General features: G+C 40.1%; 13 protein-coding genes. 10 read left to right on the top strand and 3 right to left on the bottom strand.

Annotated elements, in window-relative coordinates; all coding sequences use genetic code 11:
• The 3 genes from QZZ35_RS05610 to QZZ35_RS05620 all read right to left on the bottom strand — a co-directional run.
• A partial coding sequence (locus QZZ35_RS05610) for a threonine/serine exporter family protein (protein ID WP_291236513.1) occupies positions 1 to 374 on the bottom strand: 374 nt, incomplete at its 3' end.
• Between the two features lie 36 nt (positions 375 to 410).
• Positions 411 to 1,196 carry a threonine/serine ThrE exporter family protein gene (locus tag QZZ35_RS05615; protein ID WP_291236514.1) on the bottom strand — a complete coding sequence of 262 codons (786 nt, stop codon included), beginning with the start codon at positions 1,194 to 1,196 and terminating at the stop codon, positions 411 to 413.
• Between the two features lie 195 nt (positions 1,197 to 1,391).
• A complete protein-coding gene (locus tag QZZ35_RS05620; protein ID WP_291235231.1) occupies positions 1,392 to 1,808 on the bottom strand; it encodes a MaoC family dehydratase in 417 nt (138 codons plus the stop codon).
• Positions 1,809 to 2,082: 274 nt separating this feature from the next.
• Here QZZ35_RS05620 and asnA point away from each other — a divergent pair, with 274 nt between their 5' ends.
• The 10 genes from asnA to QZZ35_RS05670 form a co-directional block, all read left to right on the top strand.
• Positions 2,083 to 3,093 carry an aspartate--ammonia ligase gene (asnA, locus tag QZZ35_RS05625; protein WP_291235232.1) on the top strand — a complete coding sequence of 337 codons (1,011 nt, stop codon included), beginning with the start codon at positions 2,083 to 2,085 and terminating at the stop codon, positions 3,091 to 3,093.
• Between the two features lie 80 nt (positions 3,094 to 3,173).
• Complete coding sequence (locus QZZ35_RS05630) at positions 3,174 to 4,178, top strand: CotS family spore coat protein (RefSeq protein ID WP_291236515.1); 1,005 nt, start codon at positions 3,174 to 3,176, stop codon at positions 4,176 to 4,178.
• A 113-nt stretch (positions 4,179 to 4,291) separates the two neighbouring features.
• Positions 4,292 to 6,025, top strand: a complete 1,734-nt coding sequence (locus QZZ35_RS05635; RefSeq protein WP_291236516.1) for a phospho-sugar mutase — start codon at positions 4,292 to 4,294, stop codon at positions 6,023 to 6,025.
• 174 nt (positions 6,026 to 6,199) lie between these two features.
• On the top strand, positions 6,200 to 6,574 hold the full coding sequence (locus QZZ35_RS05640; protein WP_291236517.1) for a protease complex subunit PrcB family protein: 375 nt from the start codon (positions 6,200 to 6,202) through the stop codon (positions 6,572 to 6,574).
• Positions 6,575 to 6,585: 11 nt separating this feature from the next.
• The gene (locus QZZ35_RS05645; RefSeq protein WP_291236518.1) at positions 6,586 to 8,154 is read left to right on the top strand and encodes a DUF3794 and LysM peptidoglycan-binding domain-containing protein; all 1,569 of its coding nucleotides are present in this window, start codon (positions 6,586 to 6,588) and stop codon (positions 8,152 to 8,154) included.
• Positions 8,155 to 8,235: 81 nt separating this feature from the next.
• Positions 8,236 to 9,111, top strand: a complete 876-nt coding sequence (gene ispE, locus QZZ35_RS05650; protein WP_291236519.1) for a 4-(cytidine 5'-diphospho)-2-C-methyl-D-erythritol kinase — start codon at positions 8,236 to 8,238, stop codon at positions 9,109 to 9,111.
• A gap of 31 nt (positions 9,112 to 9,142) precedes the next feature.
• Positions 9,143 to 9,835: a GntR family transcriptional regulator gene (locus QZZ35_RS05655; protein WP_291236520.1), complete on the top strand. Its 693-nt coding sequence runs from the start codon at positions 9,143 to 9,145 to the stop codon at positions 9,833 to 9,835.
• A gap of 164 nt (positions 9,836 to 9,999) precedes the next feature.
• On the top strand, positions 10,000 to 11,487 hold the full coding sequence (locus QZZ35_RS05660; protein WP_291236521.1) for a spore germination protein: 1,488 nt from the start codon (positions 10,000 to 10,002) through the stop codon (positions 11,485 to 11,487).
• On the top strand, positions 11,474 to 13,096 hold the full coding sequence (locus QZZ35_RS05665) for a GerAB/ArcD/ProY family transporter (RefSeq protein ID WP_291236522.1): 1,623 nt from the start codon (positions 11,474 to 11,476) through the stop codon (positions 13,094 to 13,096). Before QZZ35_RS05660 ends, QZZ35_RS05665 begins: the two co-directional genes overlap by 14 nt.
• Before the next feature lie 304 nt (positions 13,097 to 13,400).
• Positions 13,401 to 13,915 (top strand): CoA transferase (locus QZZ35_RS05670; RefSeq protein ID WP_291236523.1); only part of this gene is annotated, 515 nt, incomplete at its 3' end.

A 13,915-nucleotide genomic window follows, 5' to 3' on the forward strand; every position in this document is an offset into this window, starting at 1 on the left:
AGAGCGATGGCAATGGCAATTTTTATTGTCTCAATACCTTTCTCACCGGCAAGAGACAGGTTATTCATAATAAAATAGTAGGCAGTATAATATATGCCAACACCGGGAACAAGCGGAAATATTCCGGAAATAAGGAAAACCGTAACAGGTGCTTTTCGGATGACGGCGAAACTTCTGGATAGTAATGTAATTACAAGTACAGCCACAAAGGTAGCAATAACCGTACCGATAAGGTGTAAAAAAATCTGGTAAAAAATCCAGCCGATTCCACCGGTAATACCTGCGAAAATCCATTGTTTTTTTGGAACATTAAATAATACGGCAAAAGCGGCCGTGGCAAAAAAGGCGACACAAAACTCCAGGCATAGATTCATGGGTAAGACCTCCTTGATATATTTTTTGATGTCGGATTACATAAATAAAAAATGAACAGCACCTACGCCGATGGCCATACAGAGAGAAACGAGGAGTGCATCAATTAAACGGATCGTGCCGGAGAGGTAATCACCATTAAAAAAATCACGTATAGATGATGTAAAAGGAACACCCGGAACAAGAATGATCAGACCGCCGATGATGATCTTATCCATGTTTAAAACAGAAAAAACAAGAGCAGCCATAAGTCCGCAAAGGGTTACAAGAGCGCTTCCGAGAATGGTCTGTATCATTTTCGAAAGTTTTGCCTTTCCCATCCAGTGTTGAAAAAGACATAAAAGAATACCGACGGGGACGGTGGCAAAGCAGTCTAAAAGATTGCCTCCAAGAAGGTGACAAAAGCAGCTGCCTCCGACAGCGCAGGCAATTGCTTGTATCCATAGCGGAAAAGAGGGAGTATGCACAATGGCATAGAGTTCCTCTGTTGCCTGGTTTACCGGCAAGTGTTGTTCGCAGATTTTTCGCGATAAAGCATTAATTTGAGTGACTTTGCCCAAATCCGGTGTGGCAAGCGGCACATGTTTTATGTTTGTACACCGGGTTCGGTCATCGTGCCGTAATGTGACAAAAATTCCGTTGGAAATAGCATAAACATCAATTTCATCTTTGTGGTAGGCTGCAGCAACCATCTCCATAGTTGTCTGAACTCTGGAAATTTCCGCACCGTTAAGTAAGAGCGTTTCGCCCATCAGTGATACAAGATCAAGTATCTGACGATCATAATCGTTTACAGGCTTTGATATATCTGTTATTGTACGCATCATTTTACTCCAGAATAAAATTTATAGGGACAGTATAGCATGGTTTTATCCGAACGTCGAGATAATTACTTTTTGAAAAAAGAGAAAACAAAAAGCGGTATCGCCCCATATAAACGATACCGCTTCGCAAGTAAAACTTCAAATGAGTTGTTAGAGGGGAAGCTTTACCTTGCAGCCCTTTGAATAAACCCCATTCTACTTAGGTGGCATTACAACAGCTTCACCTTTTGTGACTACTGTGCCGTCCTGATTTGTGCAGATGGTTTCAATTTTTACTCTGTTCTTTTCAGGGATCATTTCAACAACTTTACCTGTTGCTGTAATTGTATCACCCATACGAACAGGTGCCAGGAAATTTAATGTCTGGCTTAAATAAATAGTTCCAGGACCAGGCATATGTACACCCAGTACTGCGGAAATTAAACCGGCAGAAAGCATACCATGAGCGATTCTGCCTTTGAAAAATGTATTTTTTGCGTATTCTTCATTTAAATGTGCAGGGTTAATATCACCTGTAATACCTGCAAATAAATAAACATCGGTTTCACTGATTGTCTTTGTGAAACTTGCTTCCTGTCCAATTGTTAAATCTTTAATTGTATAACCTTTCATGATGTAAGCCCCCTTTATTCTATTTACTTTAATTATGTAGCAAATATTGTGCCAAACTTTTGTTAAAAAAAGACAGTAAAAATGGGCATTTGAAAAAAATAATGGGGAATTGGTCAATGCACTATTGCATTTAATGCATAAATGCATTTATAATAAAAAAGCTTGATAGTTTTTCTGCATGTTAATATAATGGTTAAAGAAGTGCAGAGTCTGCATATATAAAACAGATGGAAGGAGTATATGGTTCAAATAAAATGAGCCATTGGTGAATTATATGAATCCAGTATGGGTCCCTGAGGGATATAAGTCTCCGCTCAATATTCGTGAGACAGAAGTTGCAATAAAATGTGTAAAAGATTTTTTTGAGAAAGAACTGGCGAGACAGTTGAATCTGACGCGAGTTTCGGCGCCTTTTTTTGTATATCCGGAAAGTGGTCTGAATGATACTCTGAACGGAATTGAGCGTCCGGTGCGTTTTGGAGTGCGCGAACAGGGAGACAGAGAGGCAGAAATCGTGCATTCTCTGGCAAAATGGAAACGATTTGCTTTAAAAAAATATGGCTTTAAGCATGGAGAAGGCCTTTATACAGATATGTACGCTATACGCCGCGATGAAGATACAGATCATCTTCATTCACTTCTCGTTGACCAGTGGGACTGGGAACGTATTATTGATAAAGAAGAGCGAAATGAAGATACGTTGAAGAGTATTGTTCGAAAAGTGTATAAAGCTTTGAAAAATACAGAAAAGTATATGGCAATTCAATATGAATATATTGAAGAGATGCTGCCGCCGGAGATATCTTTTGTGACGACTCAGGAGTTGGAAGATATGTATCCGGATCTTACTCCGAAGGAAAGAGAGCGGGAGATCGTTCGTTTGAAAGGTGCCGTTTTCCTTATGAAAATCGGAGGTGATTTAAAATCGGGAGAACCTCATGACGGTCGTGCACCGGACTATGATGACTGGGAGTTAAATGGCGATATCCTGGTAAATTATCCTCTGCTTGATACCGCATTCGAGCTTTCATCCATGGGTATACGTGTGGACGAAGAATCTTTAAAACATCAGCTTGAAGTACGTGGCTGTCCGGAGAGGAAAGATTTGATGTTCCATAAGGCTCTGCTGAATGGCGAACTCCCTTATACGATCGGAGGCGGTATCGGACAGGCCAGAATCTGTATGTTTTATTTGAGAAAGGCTCATATCGGGGAGGTTATTGCTTCTATATGGCCGGATGATGTGGTGGATGCACTGGAAAGTCAGGGTATTTGTCTGCTTTAAATGAGTTTATGTTATATGATGAACCCCTTTCACATATGTTAAATAGAAACTATTGTTTAACATATCTGGGAGGGGTTTTTTTGGAAGAAAAAATCAGAGAATTGTTGGACAATTACCGTCTGGAAATTAAACGATTATATCGGGGACGGGGCGCATGGCTGTGCGAAACAGACCAGGGATTAAAACTGCTTCGTGCATATAATGGTTCACCTAAACATCTTCAATGGGAAGCAATGGTAAAATCCTGTCTCAGAGACAGAGGACATATGTACATAGATCAGTTTGTTGTCAATTGTGACGGCAGTATCATGACAACGAGCAGTGAGGATGAGAATTATGTGCTTACAGACTGGTATGAGGGTCATGAATGCAGCACGAAAGACAGGGAAGAAGTTTTAAGAGCAGTAGCCCATCTGGCAGGGATGCATAAGTCCATGCATTCTATATCCCGGGAGAAGGATATAAAGGATGTGTTTGAACAACAAACGATATTGGATGAAATGAAACGGAGGACGCGTGAACTTCGAAGAATTAAAAACTATATTATCCATAAAAAGAAGAAAAATAATTTTGACAGATGTTTTATGGAAATATATCAGGAATTTGATGAGGCAGGAGAAAGAGCTATAGAGATCATGGAAAAGGCAGGATACGAAAAGATGTATCAAAAGGCGTGTGAGGAACAAAGGCTTTGCCACGGAGATTACACGCAGCACAATATTCTTGTAATGCCTGAAGAAACAGCGGTTGTTCGATTTGACCAGATGCGTTTTGAAATCCAGGTGTATGATCTGTATGTTTTTATGCGGAAAATTCTTGAAAAAAACCGTTGGAACAGGGGATTGGGAATGGCGATGCTTTCGACCTATGACCGTATTATGCCCTTTGATAAGGGGCAAATCTACAGCCTGTATGGCATGATGGTTTTCCCGGAAAAATTTTGGAAAATATCAAACAGATATCAAAATACCCGGAAAAGCTGGATGTCTGCGCAGAATATGGATAAGCTGGAAAAATTTGTGAGGGAAAAAGAGCAGAGAAGTCGATTTTTAGAAAGCATTCAAGTATTTTGTGGAAAAATCTGACATATTGCACAATTAATTTAAAAAAATATAAAAAATATAGTGCAAAAATTGGAAAAATCCGGTATAATAGAAACACGTAAAGTTTAATGTAATTATATAAGGGGGAGATACCGATGGACTACAAGGAAATATACGAATCATGGCTGGCTAATCCATATTTTGATGAAGATACAAAAGCTGAGCTTTTAAGCATCAAGACAGATGATAAAGAGATTAAAGAGCGTTTTTATAAAGACTTGGAATTTGGCACTGCAGGTCTTCGTGGTATTATTGGCGCCGGAACAAACCGGATGAATATTTATACTGTTCGTAAGACGACACAGGGCCTTGCAAATTACATAAAGAAACAGAATGGAGAATCCAAGGGTGTGGCAATTGCCTTTGATTCACGAAGAATGTCACCGGAATTTGCTGCAGAAGCTGCACTTTGTCTGTCAGCGAATGGTATTAAAGCTTATTTATTTGAGTCATTAAGACCAACACCGGAACTTTCGTTTGCGGTACGGGAACTTGGATGTATTGCAGGTATTAATATTACAGCCAGTCACAATCCTCCGGAGTATAATGGATATAAAGTATACTGGGAAGATGGTGCACAGATCACACCGCCTCATGACAGTGGCATTATGGGTGAAGTTCAGGCTGTGACAGATTATAATGATGTGCTTACGATGGATAAGGACGATGCGATTGCAAAAGGCCTTTGCACCATCATCGGAAAGGACATCGATGACAAATATATTGCACGGTTAAAAGAGCAGGTAAAACATCCGGAAGCAATCAAAGCGATGGGTAAAGAGTTAAAAATTGTCTATACACCGCTTCATGGTACGGGCAATATTCCTGCACGCCGGATTTTAAAAGAACTCGGATTTGAAAATGTTTATGTTGTTCCGGAACAGGAACTTCCAGATGGCGAATTCCCTACGGTTGGATATCCGAATCCGGAAGCGGATGAAGCTTTTGTTCTTGGATTAAAACTGGCCAAGGAAGTTGATGCAGATCTTGTTCTGGCAACGGATCCGGACGCAGACCGTTTGGGGGTTCGTGTTAAAGATAAGAATGGCGAATATCACAATTTAACAGGTAACATGTCCGGATGTCTGCTCGCAGAATATACAATCAGTCAGATTCAGGCCTTAAACGGCAAACTGCCGGAAGATGGCGCACTGATCAAGACGATTGTAACAACAAATATGGCAGATGCAATAGCAAAATCCTACAATATTCGTTTGATTGAATGTCTGACAGGATTTAAATATATCGGTCAGCAGATTCTTGGTTTTGAGACAACCGGAAAAGGAACATATCTGTTTGGTTTTGAAGAAAGTTATGGATGCCTTATCGGCACACATGCAAGAGATAAAGATGCAATTGTTGCTACAATGGCTCTTTGCGAGGCTGCGGCTTTCTATAAAACTCAGGGCAAGACATTATGGGATGCCATGATTGATATGTATGAAAAATATGGATATTATCTGGATGATGTTAAATCCATTTCCTTATCCGGCATCGAGGGACTTGCAAAGATTCAGTCAATCATGGAAACTTTGAGATCCAATCCGCCGAAAGAAATTGCCGGTTTGACTGTAATGTCCGCAAGAGATTACAAAAAAGATGAAGTTGTAGATACACAGACAGGTGCTGTAAGTTCTACAGGTCTTCCAAGTTCGAATGTCCTTTATTATGATCTGACAGATGATGCATGGTTATGTGTACGTCCTTCAGGAACAGAACCAAAGATTAAGTTCTACTACGGAATTAAGGGTACCTCCATGGAAGATGCTTATGCAAAATCAGCAGCAGTCAATGAAGCGCTTGAATCTCTGATTGCCACTATGATTTAAGATTAAAACAAATTTTTAAGGAGTTTTTTGCAGGTGCAGGGAACTCCTTTTTAAATTAAAGGTACAGGAAGGTATATTTTATCTGTTGGTTTCATAGATTAACAAAAAAGAAAGGTTTGGATACCGGTGAGAGATATTTATAAAAGCATACGGTATGCAGAAGAAATTTTTTTAATGTTGATCTTATTGTGTGGCTGTTCCATATTAGATACATCGGATAAAAAAATATCGGACATTGAATTTACGGTTGTTGATGAAACAACATTGCCGGAAGAAGTTCTCAAAATGATCGAAGAGCGAAAAGCAGAAGCATTTCAAATGGCATACCATGATGGAAGTTATTCGTATATTATTGTCGGTTATGGTATGCAGGAATCTTCAGGGTACAGTATACAGGTGAATGATGTATATCAGGGAGAAGATGGTATTTGGGTAGATACAGACTTGATCGGGCCGGAAAAGTCGGAGCAGGTGGAGTCTGTGACATCTTATCCTTATGTCATCATAAAAATTGAAGGTGTTGATCAGACGATTCGCTTTAAAAGATAGGAGGACTTTGCATGAATTTGTCCAAGACATATATTCAGGTGCCGACATATAAACATGCGGTTTCATTTCAGGTGACATTAGATAATGATTTTAATGTACCGGACGCCAGACCGGACATGGAGAGAATCATACAGGAAAAAGGAACTCTGAATATCAGAGATATTAAACCGATGAGAGATAAATGTGTTGTCCGGGGAGAGTTGAATTTTGGCGTCCTGTACATGGGTGATGATGGCGGTGTACAGCTTCAGTCTATTGAAGGCGCCATTCCTTTTGAAGAGACGGTGAACATGGATGGACTGCAGGAGATGGATCAGGTATATATCCGGTGGGATATGGAGGATCTGAGGACCGGGATGATTAACTCCAGAAAGATCAGTATCCGCTCGATTATTGTGATGCATATGACCGCAATGCGTTTTGGGGACGAAGAGGTAGCCGCATGGATGGAAAACAGAGAGGATCTCTGGGTGCAGAACAAAAGCATTCATGCCAGTTTGTGCTGTATACGTCAGAAAGATCAGCTGAGGATCCGGGAAGAGTCCATACTCCCGTCAAATCGGCCGAATATGATGGAGATTATATGGCATCAGGAAAATCTGGAGAATATGGATATCAAACTTCAGGACGGCGGTATTTTGATACGAGGTCAGCTGTCGGTGTTTTTATTGTACCGGGATGAGGTTTTGGAAAATCCTGTGAACGATGTGGAATTGGCAGTGCCGGTCGAAGGAAAGTTGGATATGCCGGAGGTTATTCAGGAAATGATACCGGATATAAAAGTACATATCGATCATTTAAATCTTGACATACGCAGTGATAAGGACGGAGAAGCGAGAGTCGTGGGAGTTGAGACAGTTCTTGCAGCAGAAATTAATATTTACAAAGAAGAAACATTAAAACTGCTTCAGGATATATATTCTCCGAAGGTAACGCTTATTCCGGAAGGGAAGACGATACAGATAGATAATCTGATTTTAAAAAATCAATCACGCTGTCTTGTCAGAGAAAAAGTACGTCTTGCCAGTGAAAATGCACCGATGATGCAGATTTGTCATACACATGCAAATGTCAAAATTGATCAGACGGAGATGACTTCGGAAGGTATTCTGGTAGAGGGTGTTGTCTATATTGGAATTCTTTATGTTTCGTCGGATGATCGAAAACCTGTCAATTCTTCGAAAGCAGTTTTGCCCTTTTCATATACGGTGGAGGCTAAGGACATTTCAGAGAAAGACAGCTATGACATATATCCGAGCCTTGAACAGCTCAATGCTTCGATGACAGATAACAATGAGATTGAAGTAAAGATGATTATTTCGCTGGATACTTCGGTGTTCAAATCCTTGGAGATCCCTGTTGTGAATGATGTACATGAAGAACCTCTGGATTTTGAAAAAATTGAAGCAATGCCGGGAATAACAGGTCATGTGGTTTCAGAAGGTGATTCGATATGGAATCTTGCGAAGAGGTATTATGCATCACCGGAAGATATCAGGGAGCTGAACGATTTGAAAGGGGATGAGCTTTTGGCAGGTCAGCCCTTGCTGATCATGAAAAATATGGAAATATTAAAATAAATACTTGAAAAAGGTTAAAGTTGCTTTATAATTGTATGTAAAAATATTTTGTATACAAAAAACATTAGAGGAGAAGCTTGAATGAATCGGATTCAGATGAAAGCACTTGCAAAAGTGAACTTAGGGCTGGATGTTATTCGGCGAAGAGAAGATGGTTATCATGAAGTCAAGATGATTATGCAGACTGTCCGATTATATGACCGCATAATATTGGAAAAAACACAGAAAGGAATATCTATGGAGACGAACTTGTCTTTCCTTCCTGTGAATGAACAGAATATTGCCTACAGGGCTGCGAAGATGTTAATGGACGAATTTCATATTCAGAGCGGGCTTCATATAAAAATAGATAAACATATTCCGGTAGCAGCAGGAATGGCCGGAGGGAGCACAGACGGAGCGGCAGTACTTTACGGAGTCAACAAGATATTCGAACTGGGCCTGACAAAACGTCAGCTGATGGAACGCGGCGTTAAGCTTGGTGCGGATGTTCCGTATTGTATTATGCGGGGAACTGTATTATCCGAGGGTATTGGTGAGATACTCACTCCGGTTTCGTCTTTGCCGGATTGCCATATTTTAATTGCAAAGCCGCCGGTCAGTGTTTCAACAAAACATGTGTATGAGAATTTAAAATTGGATAAGATTGAAAAACATCCGGATATCGACGGTATGGTAGAAGCACTCCGAATAGAAGATCTTCATGGAGTGACACAGCGGATGGAGAATGTTCTGGAAACAGTTACGATTCCTGAGCATCCGGAAATTCAGCAGATTAAAGAGCTGATGATAAAAGAGGGGGCTTTGAACGCCCTGATGAGTGGCAGCGGACCAACGGTTTTTGGAATATTTGATGATAGAGAAAAGGGGATGAGAGCGCGGGATCTTTTGAGAAAGAGTTCTTTGGTAAGACAGACTTATCTCGTGAGACCATTTAATATTCGAAGTTATCGGTAGGCTGTTTAAAAGAGGGAGGAAATGAGAAACAATGCACAATTTTCAGATGAATATCAATGAATACTTGCCTTTGAGAGATGTTGTGTTTTACACGCTCAGGCAGGCCATTTTGAAAGGAGAACTGGAACCGGGAGAACGCCTGATGGAGATGCAGCTGGCGGAACAATTGGGAGTCAGCCGTACACCGATTCGAGAAGCTATCCGCAAACTGGAGCTGGAAGGTCTGGTTGTCATGATTCCGAGGAGAGGTGCTATTGTCGCAAAGATAACAGAAAAAGATTTGAGAGATGTTCTTGAAGTTCGGTCTTCTCTGGAAAGATTGTCAACAGAACTGGCATGTGAACGCATGGAAGATAATACGATCATAGAATTGAAAAAAGCTCAGGAAGCTTTTAAGGCAGCATTGAATCAGGATGATATTACACTTCAGGCACAAAGAGATGTGGAATTTCATGACGTCATCTATAAGTCTACAGGAAATCTCAGACTGATTCAGATGTTAAATAATCTCCGTGAGCAGATGTACAGATATCGCCTGGAGTATTTGAAATATGATCCGGCACATCAGACACTTATTGAAGAACATGAATTAATTATCGGGGCACTGTCAAAAAGAGATAAGGAGACAGCAACAAACATTATTGTCCGTCATGTATCCAATCAGGAATTAACCGTTTTGAAAAAGATCCAGGAAGACAATTTTGTATTGCCTGTTAAAAAATAGAGAATACGGACAATATTTCTCTGATGAATAAGAATAAAAAGGAAGTTTTTGCAAAGAATAGAGCAAAGACTTCTTTTTTTTATTTGTATAGGAAAGTTCGAAAAACTTTCCTATTGGCGTGCAAATACAGAGGTTGTGTCAAAGAGGCTGTCAGGAGGAGAAGGATGCGAATATCAGAACATTTAGAAGATAATATAAAGGAATTAAAAAAACGTTTTAACAACTGTGATGATATTGTACAACGGGAAATGATGGTGGCAGATCTTCCGATGTACATTGTTTATGTAGATTCTATGATCGACCGCGAACTTGTCGAGGGAGACTTTCTTAAAAATCTGATGTACGGACTGGAAGAAATTCCTAAAAAGAATACCTTTGATTTTTTGCAAAAACAGGCAATGACAACAGCAGATACAAAGGCAGCAGAGTTGTTGGAAGATGCTGTTGTCGAAATATTGTCAGGAAATACATTGTTCTTTTTGCAGGGGTGCCGAAAGGCACTGATCATATCCAGCAAAGATTTTCCGTCAAGGGGTGTGCAGGCTGCCGAATCAGAAGTGGCCGTGCGGGGACCAAAAGACAGTTTTACAGAGTCTATGCGTGTAAATACCATACTGATTCGAAGACGTATAAGAGATTCGAGGTTAAAAACACGTCAGATCAAAGTCGGCGTAAGGTCACAGACAGATATTACGGTCATGTATATGGAGGGAATTGCCAGAGAAGAGGTTATAGATGATATTTTTAATCGAATGAAAAGCTTTAAGATTGACGGAATTTTTGACTGTGGAAATCTTGAACAATTGACAGAGAAAAAATGGTACTCGCCTTTCCCCCAGTTTCAGACGACGGAGCGTCCGGATAAAACGGCTTCAGCTGTCATGGAGGGGAGAGTTGTTGTCATTGTAGATAATTCGCCAATGGTATTACTGTTGCCCACAACTTTAAATTGTTTTTTTCAGGCGGCAGATGATTATTATAATCGATGGGGAATCGTATGCTTTGTGAGAGTCATAAGATATATGGCAGCATTTATTGCAATGACATTGCCTGGATTTTACATTGGAGTTGCAGCTTTTCATCCGGAAATGCTGCCTATGAGCCTTGAATTATCTTTTGCCTCAGCAAGGTCGGGCGTCCCATTTCCTGTTCCGGTTGAGCTTCTTTTACTGGAACTGGCCTTTGAGTTATTGAGAGAAGCAGGGATACGTTTGCCGGGACCTATGGGAAGTGCACTTGGGATTGTTGGTGGACTGATTATTGGACAGGCAGCAGTTGATGCCAATATTATCAGTCCGGTCGTTGTTATTGTTGTTGCATTGACGGCGTTGGCATCCTTTACGATACCAAATGAGGGATTTGCTTCTGCATTTCGGCTTGTGAAATTTTATCTTATTCTTCTGGCTTCATTTGCAGGAATTTACGGTTTGGTTTTGGGAATATTGTCTGTTTTTATTCATTTGGCATCTCTGAAAAGTTTCAATATACCATATCTGATGCCTTATGTATCCGTCAAAGCAGATGATAACAGAGATCTTCAGGATGGTATTATACGGATGCCATTATTTAAAATCAGAAAAAGACCGGTTTTTTCAAGGAAAGAGCAACGCGTGCGTTATCGGTCAGGGGAGGAGAAAAATGTTTTCAAATAATGGAAAAATATCCGATCATCAGGCAATCCGACTGTTGATCATGGATGTGTTTACGGGCGGCTGCCTTTTTCTGCCAATGGCCCTGCCAAGGGTATGCGGAAATAGTGGTGTTATGGCCCTTATTTTGGGATTTGTTCTGACAATGGCCGAGGGGGTCGTGATTTCAAAATGTCTGGTACAGTCATCAAAACCCTATATTTCAACGTTGGGGTATGGTTTGAGATTTTTGTATGCTGTCAGATGCTTTGCTGTTTTTGTTTTTTTAATGGGGATGTTTATTGCTGTACTTAATGAAACATTTTTATACGCAATGCCAAAGGTAATGATCCTGATCGGTATGACCCTGATTTTAGTTTATGGGACTGTGAAAGGAGTTGAGGTCCGGGCACGATTATCTGAAATATTTTTTTATATTGCTTTAGTGCCGATTGTGCTTATTGGGCTGTTTTCATTGCCGGAGGCAGACTGGAGTCAGCTGTTTGTCGGCACGGACTTGTCACTGACCGGCGTATTTCAGGGATCGCTCGTCACATGGGTATTAATGGCGCCCGTAGAATGGTTGTTGTATATAGATGTATCCGGTTCCTTTCAGAATCCTTTTAAAATATTTTCCTGGGCGATTGGTATTGGCGGCATTCTCATTTTATTAATCTATATTTTATGTGTGACTGTGCTTTCAGTGCCGGGGATGGCAGCAGAACGATGGCCTACGGTTATTTTAATGCAGATTGTGCGTATTCCGGGAGGTTTTCTGTCAAGACAGGACGGTCTCATGCTTTCTTTTTGGATATTTGCCATGTTTATCAGTTTATCCGGTGCCTTGAGCCATGCCTCGGATCTTTTATGGCGTGACAGAGAAACGTCAAAAAAGTGGTGTGTCCTGCTGTTGGCTTTTTTTGGTTCGGCAGCAGCCTTTTATCTTGGGATGAATCGAAAATTTTTAAATATGTATTTTTCGGCAATGATTATTTCCGGCATGATTCTTCTGGGGATTCTTTTTTTGTTTATCTGTGTGCATCGTTGTAAAAAGATTACAGCAGCTGTCATTTTAATGGTATTATCAGCAGGACTTATGGGTTGTGAAAGCTATACCGAACTTGAAAACAGGGCATTTATCATGGCGTTGGGTGTAGATGAAGGTGAAAATGAAAATTTTCGGTTTACCTATACATTTCCGGATGTATCCGCTCTGACCGGACAGGATGGAGGATTAAAACAAAAACCCTTAACACTGGAGGTCGGAAGCCTTAAAGCGGGTGAAGATATCTATAATCATATGTCAGATAAAACAATGGATTACGGACAAGTGAAAGTGCTGATGATCAGCGATTCTATAATTTCGAATGAGGAAAAGATGGAAAAGCTTATGGAAGAAATTAAAAACAAACCGGAATTTGCACGAACAGTGAGGGTCTGCATGTCAAAGGAGAGTGCAGAACGGATTTTGAATATGGATGAGGAAGTGAGTGGATCGATTGGAATTTACCTGGAAAATATGCTTGAGCAAAATGAATCCCGGTATATTTTAAATGATTGCATATTTGATTGTGATTATAAACAAATGCCGGTTATTAAAGAGTATATGTCAATGCCTTTTTTGGAAGAATGAGGGGAAAAATGAGAGGATATTAAAAAAATGATAAAAAAATACATTTTTCTATAGACATTTTGAAATAAGTTTTGTATAATAGGCTTACAAGAATTGGTTGGACCAATTTGTGATTGGACCAACCAATAGGTAGAAAGGTTAGACCAATACAAAATTGGTCTAACCTATATGAAATTGGTTGGACCCTTTAGACTACCAGGTATGGGTTTGTGACAAAACAGATACGGCCGACAATGTTTTGATTATAAATCGAATGGCTTATATGCAAGATTACAGGGTTCGTGTATATTAGGAGGAATACATAATGGCACAATTAGAAGGAATCCGTGTAGTGGATTTATCAACATTTATTGCAGGACCTTCCTGCGGTCGAATTCTGGCAAATTACGGTGCAGAGGTTATTAAAGTAGAAGCACCAAAGGGTGATGATTTTCGAGTTATTGCACGAAGCTATAAATATCCGGCACCAGGGGAAGACGGACATGATTATGGATTAGATGGATTAAATGCGAATAAAAGAGATCTTTGTATCAATCTTAAAGATCCAAAAGGTCAGGAAGCATTTGGAAAACTTCTTGCATCCGCAAATGTTTTTTTAACAAATAACCGTGTACAGGCACTCAAAAAACTTGGATTGGATTACGAAACACTTCATGAAAAATATCCACACTTAATTCATGCATCCATTCTTGGATATGGAGAAGTTGGTCCTTTAAAAGATAAGCCTGGATTTGACTATACAGCTTATTTTTCAAGAGGCGGTGTGGCATTATCCATTATGGAAAAGGATACAGCACCGGGCGTACCGATTTCCGGATT

This window comes from Frisingicoccus sp. (assembly GCA_016298055.1).
Taxonomy (GTDB): Bacteria; Bacillota; Clostridia; order Lachnospirales; family Lachnospiraceae; genus Frisingicoccus.

Coding starts and splice junctions, on each gene's coding strand:
- QZZ35_RS05615 (WP_291236514.1), bottom strand. CDS start 1,196: ATGCGTACAATAACAGATATATCAAAGCCTGTAAACGATTATGATCGT.
- QZZ35_RS05620 (WP_291235231.1), bottom strand. CDS start 1,808: ATGAAAGGTTATACAATTAAAGATTTAACAATTGGACAGGAAGCAAGT.
- asnA (WP_291235232.1), top strand. CDS start 2,083: ATGAATCCAGTATGGGTCCCTGAGGGATATAAGTCTCCGCTCAATATT.
- QZZ35_RS05635 (WP_291236516.1), top strand. CDS start 4,292: ATGGACTACAAGGAAATATACGAATCATGGCTGGCTAATCCATATTTT.
- QZZ35_RS05640 (WP_291236517.1), top strand. CDS start 6,200: ATGTTGATCTTATTGTGTGGCTGTTCCATATTAGATACATCGGATAAA.
- QZZ35_RS05645 (WP_291236518.1), top strand. CDS start 6,586: ATGAATTTGTCCAAGACATATATTCAGGTGCCGACATATAAACATGCG.
- ispE (WP_291236519.1), top strand. CDS start 8,236: ATGAATCGGATTCAGATGAAAGCACTTGCAAAAGTGAACTTAGGGCTG.
- QZZ35_RS05655 (WP_291236520.1), top strand. CDS start 9,143: ATGCACAATTTTCAGATGAATATCAATGAATACTTGCCTTTGAGAGAT.
- QZZ35_RS05660 (WP_291236521.1), top strand. CDS start 10,000: ATGCGAATATCAGAACATTTAGAAGATAATATAAAGGAATTAAAAAAA.
- QZZ35_RS05665 (WP_291236522.1), top strand. CDS start 11,474: ATGTTTTCAAATAATGGAAAAATATCCGATCATCAGGCAATCCGACTG.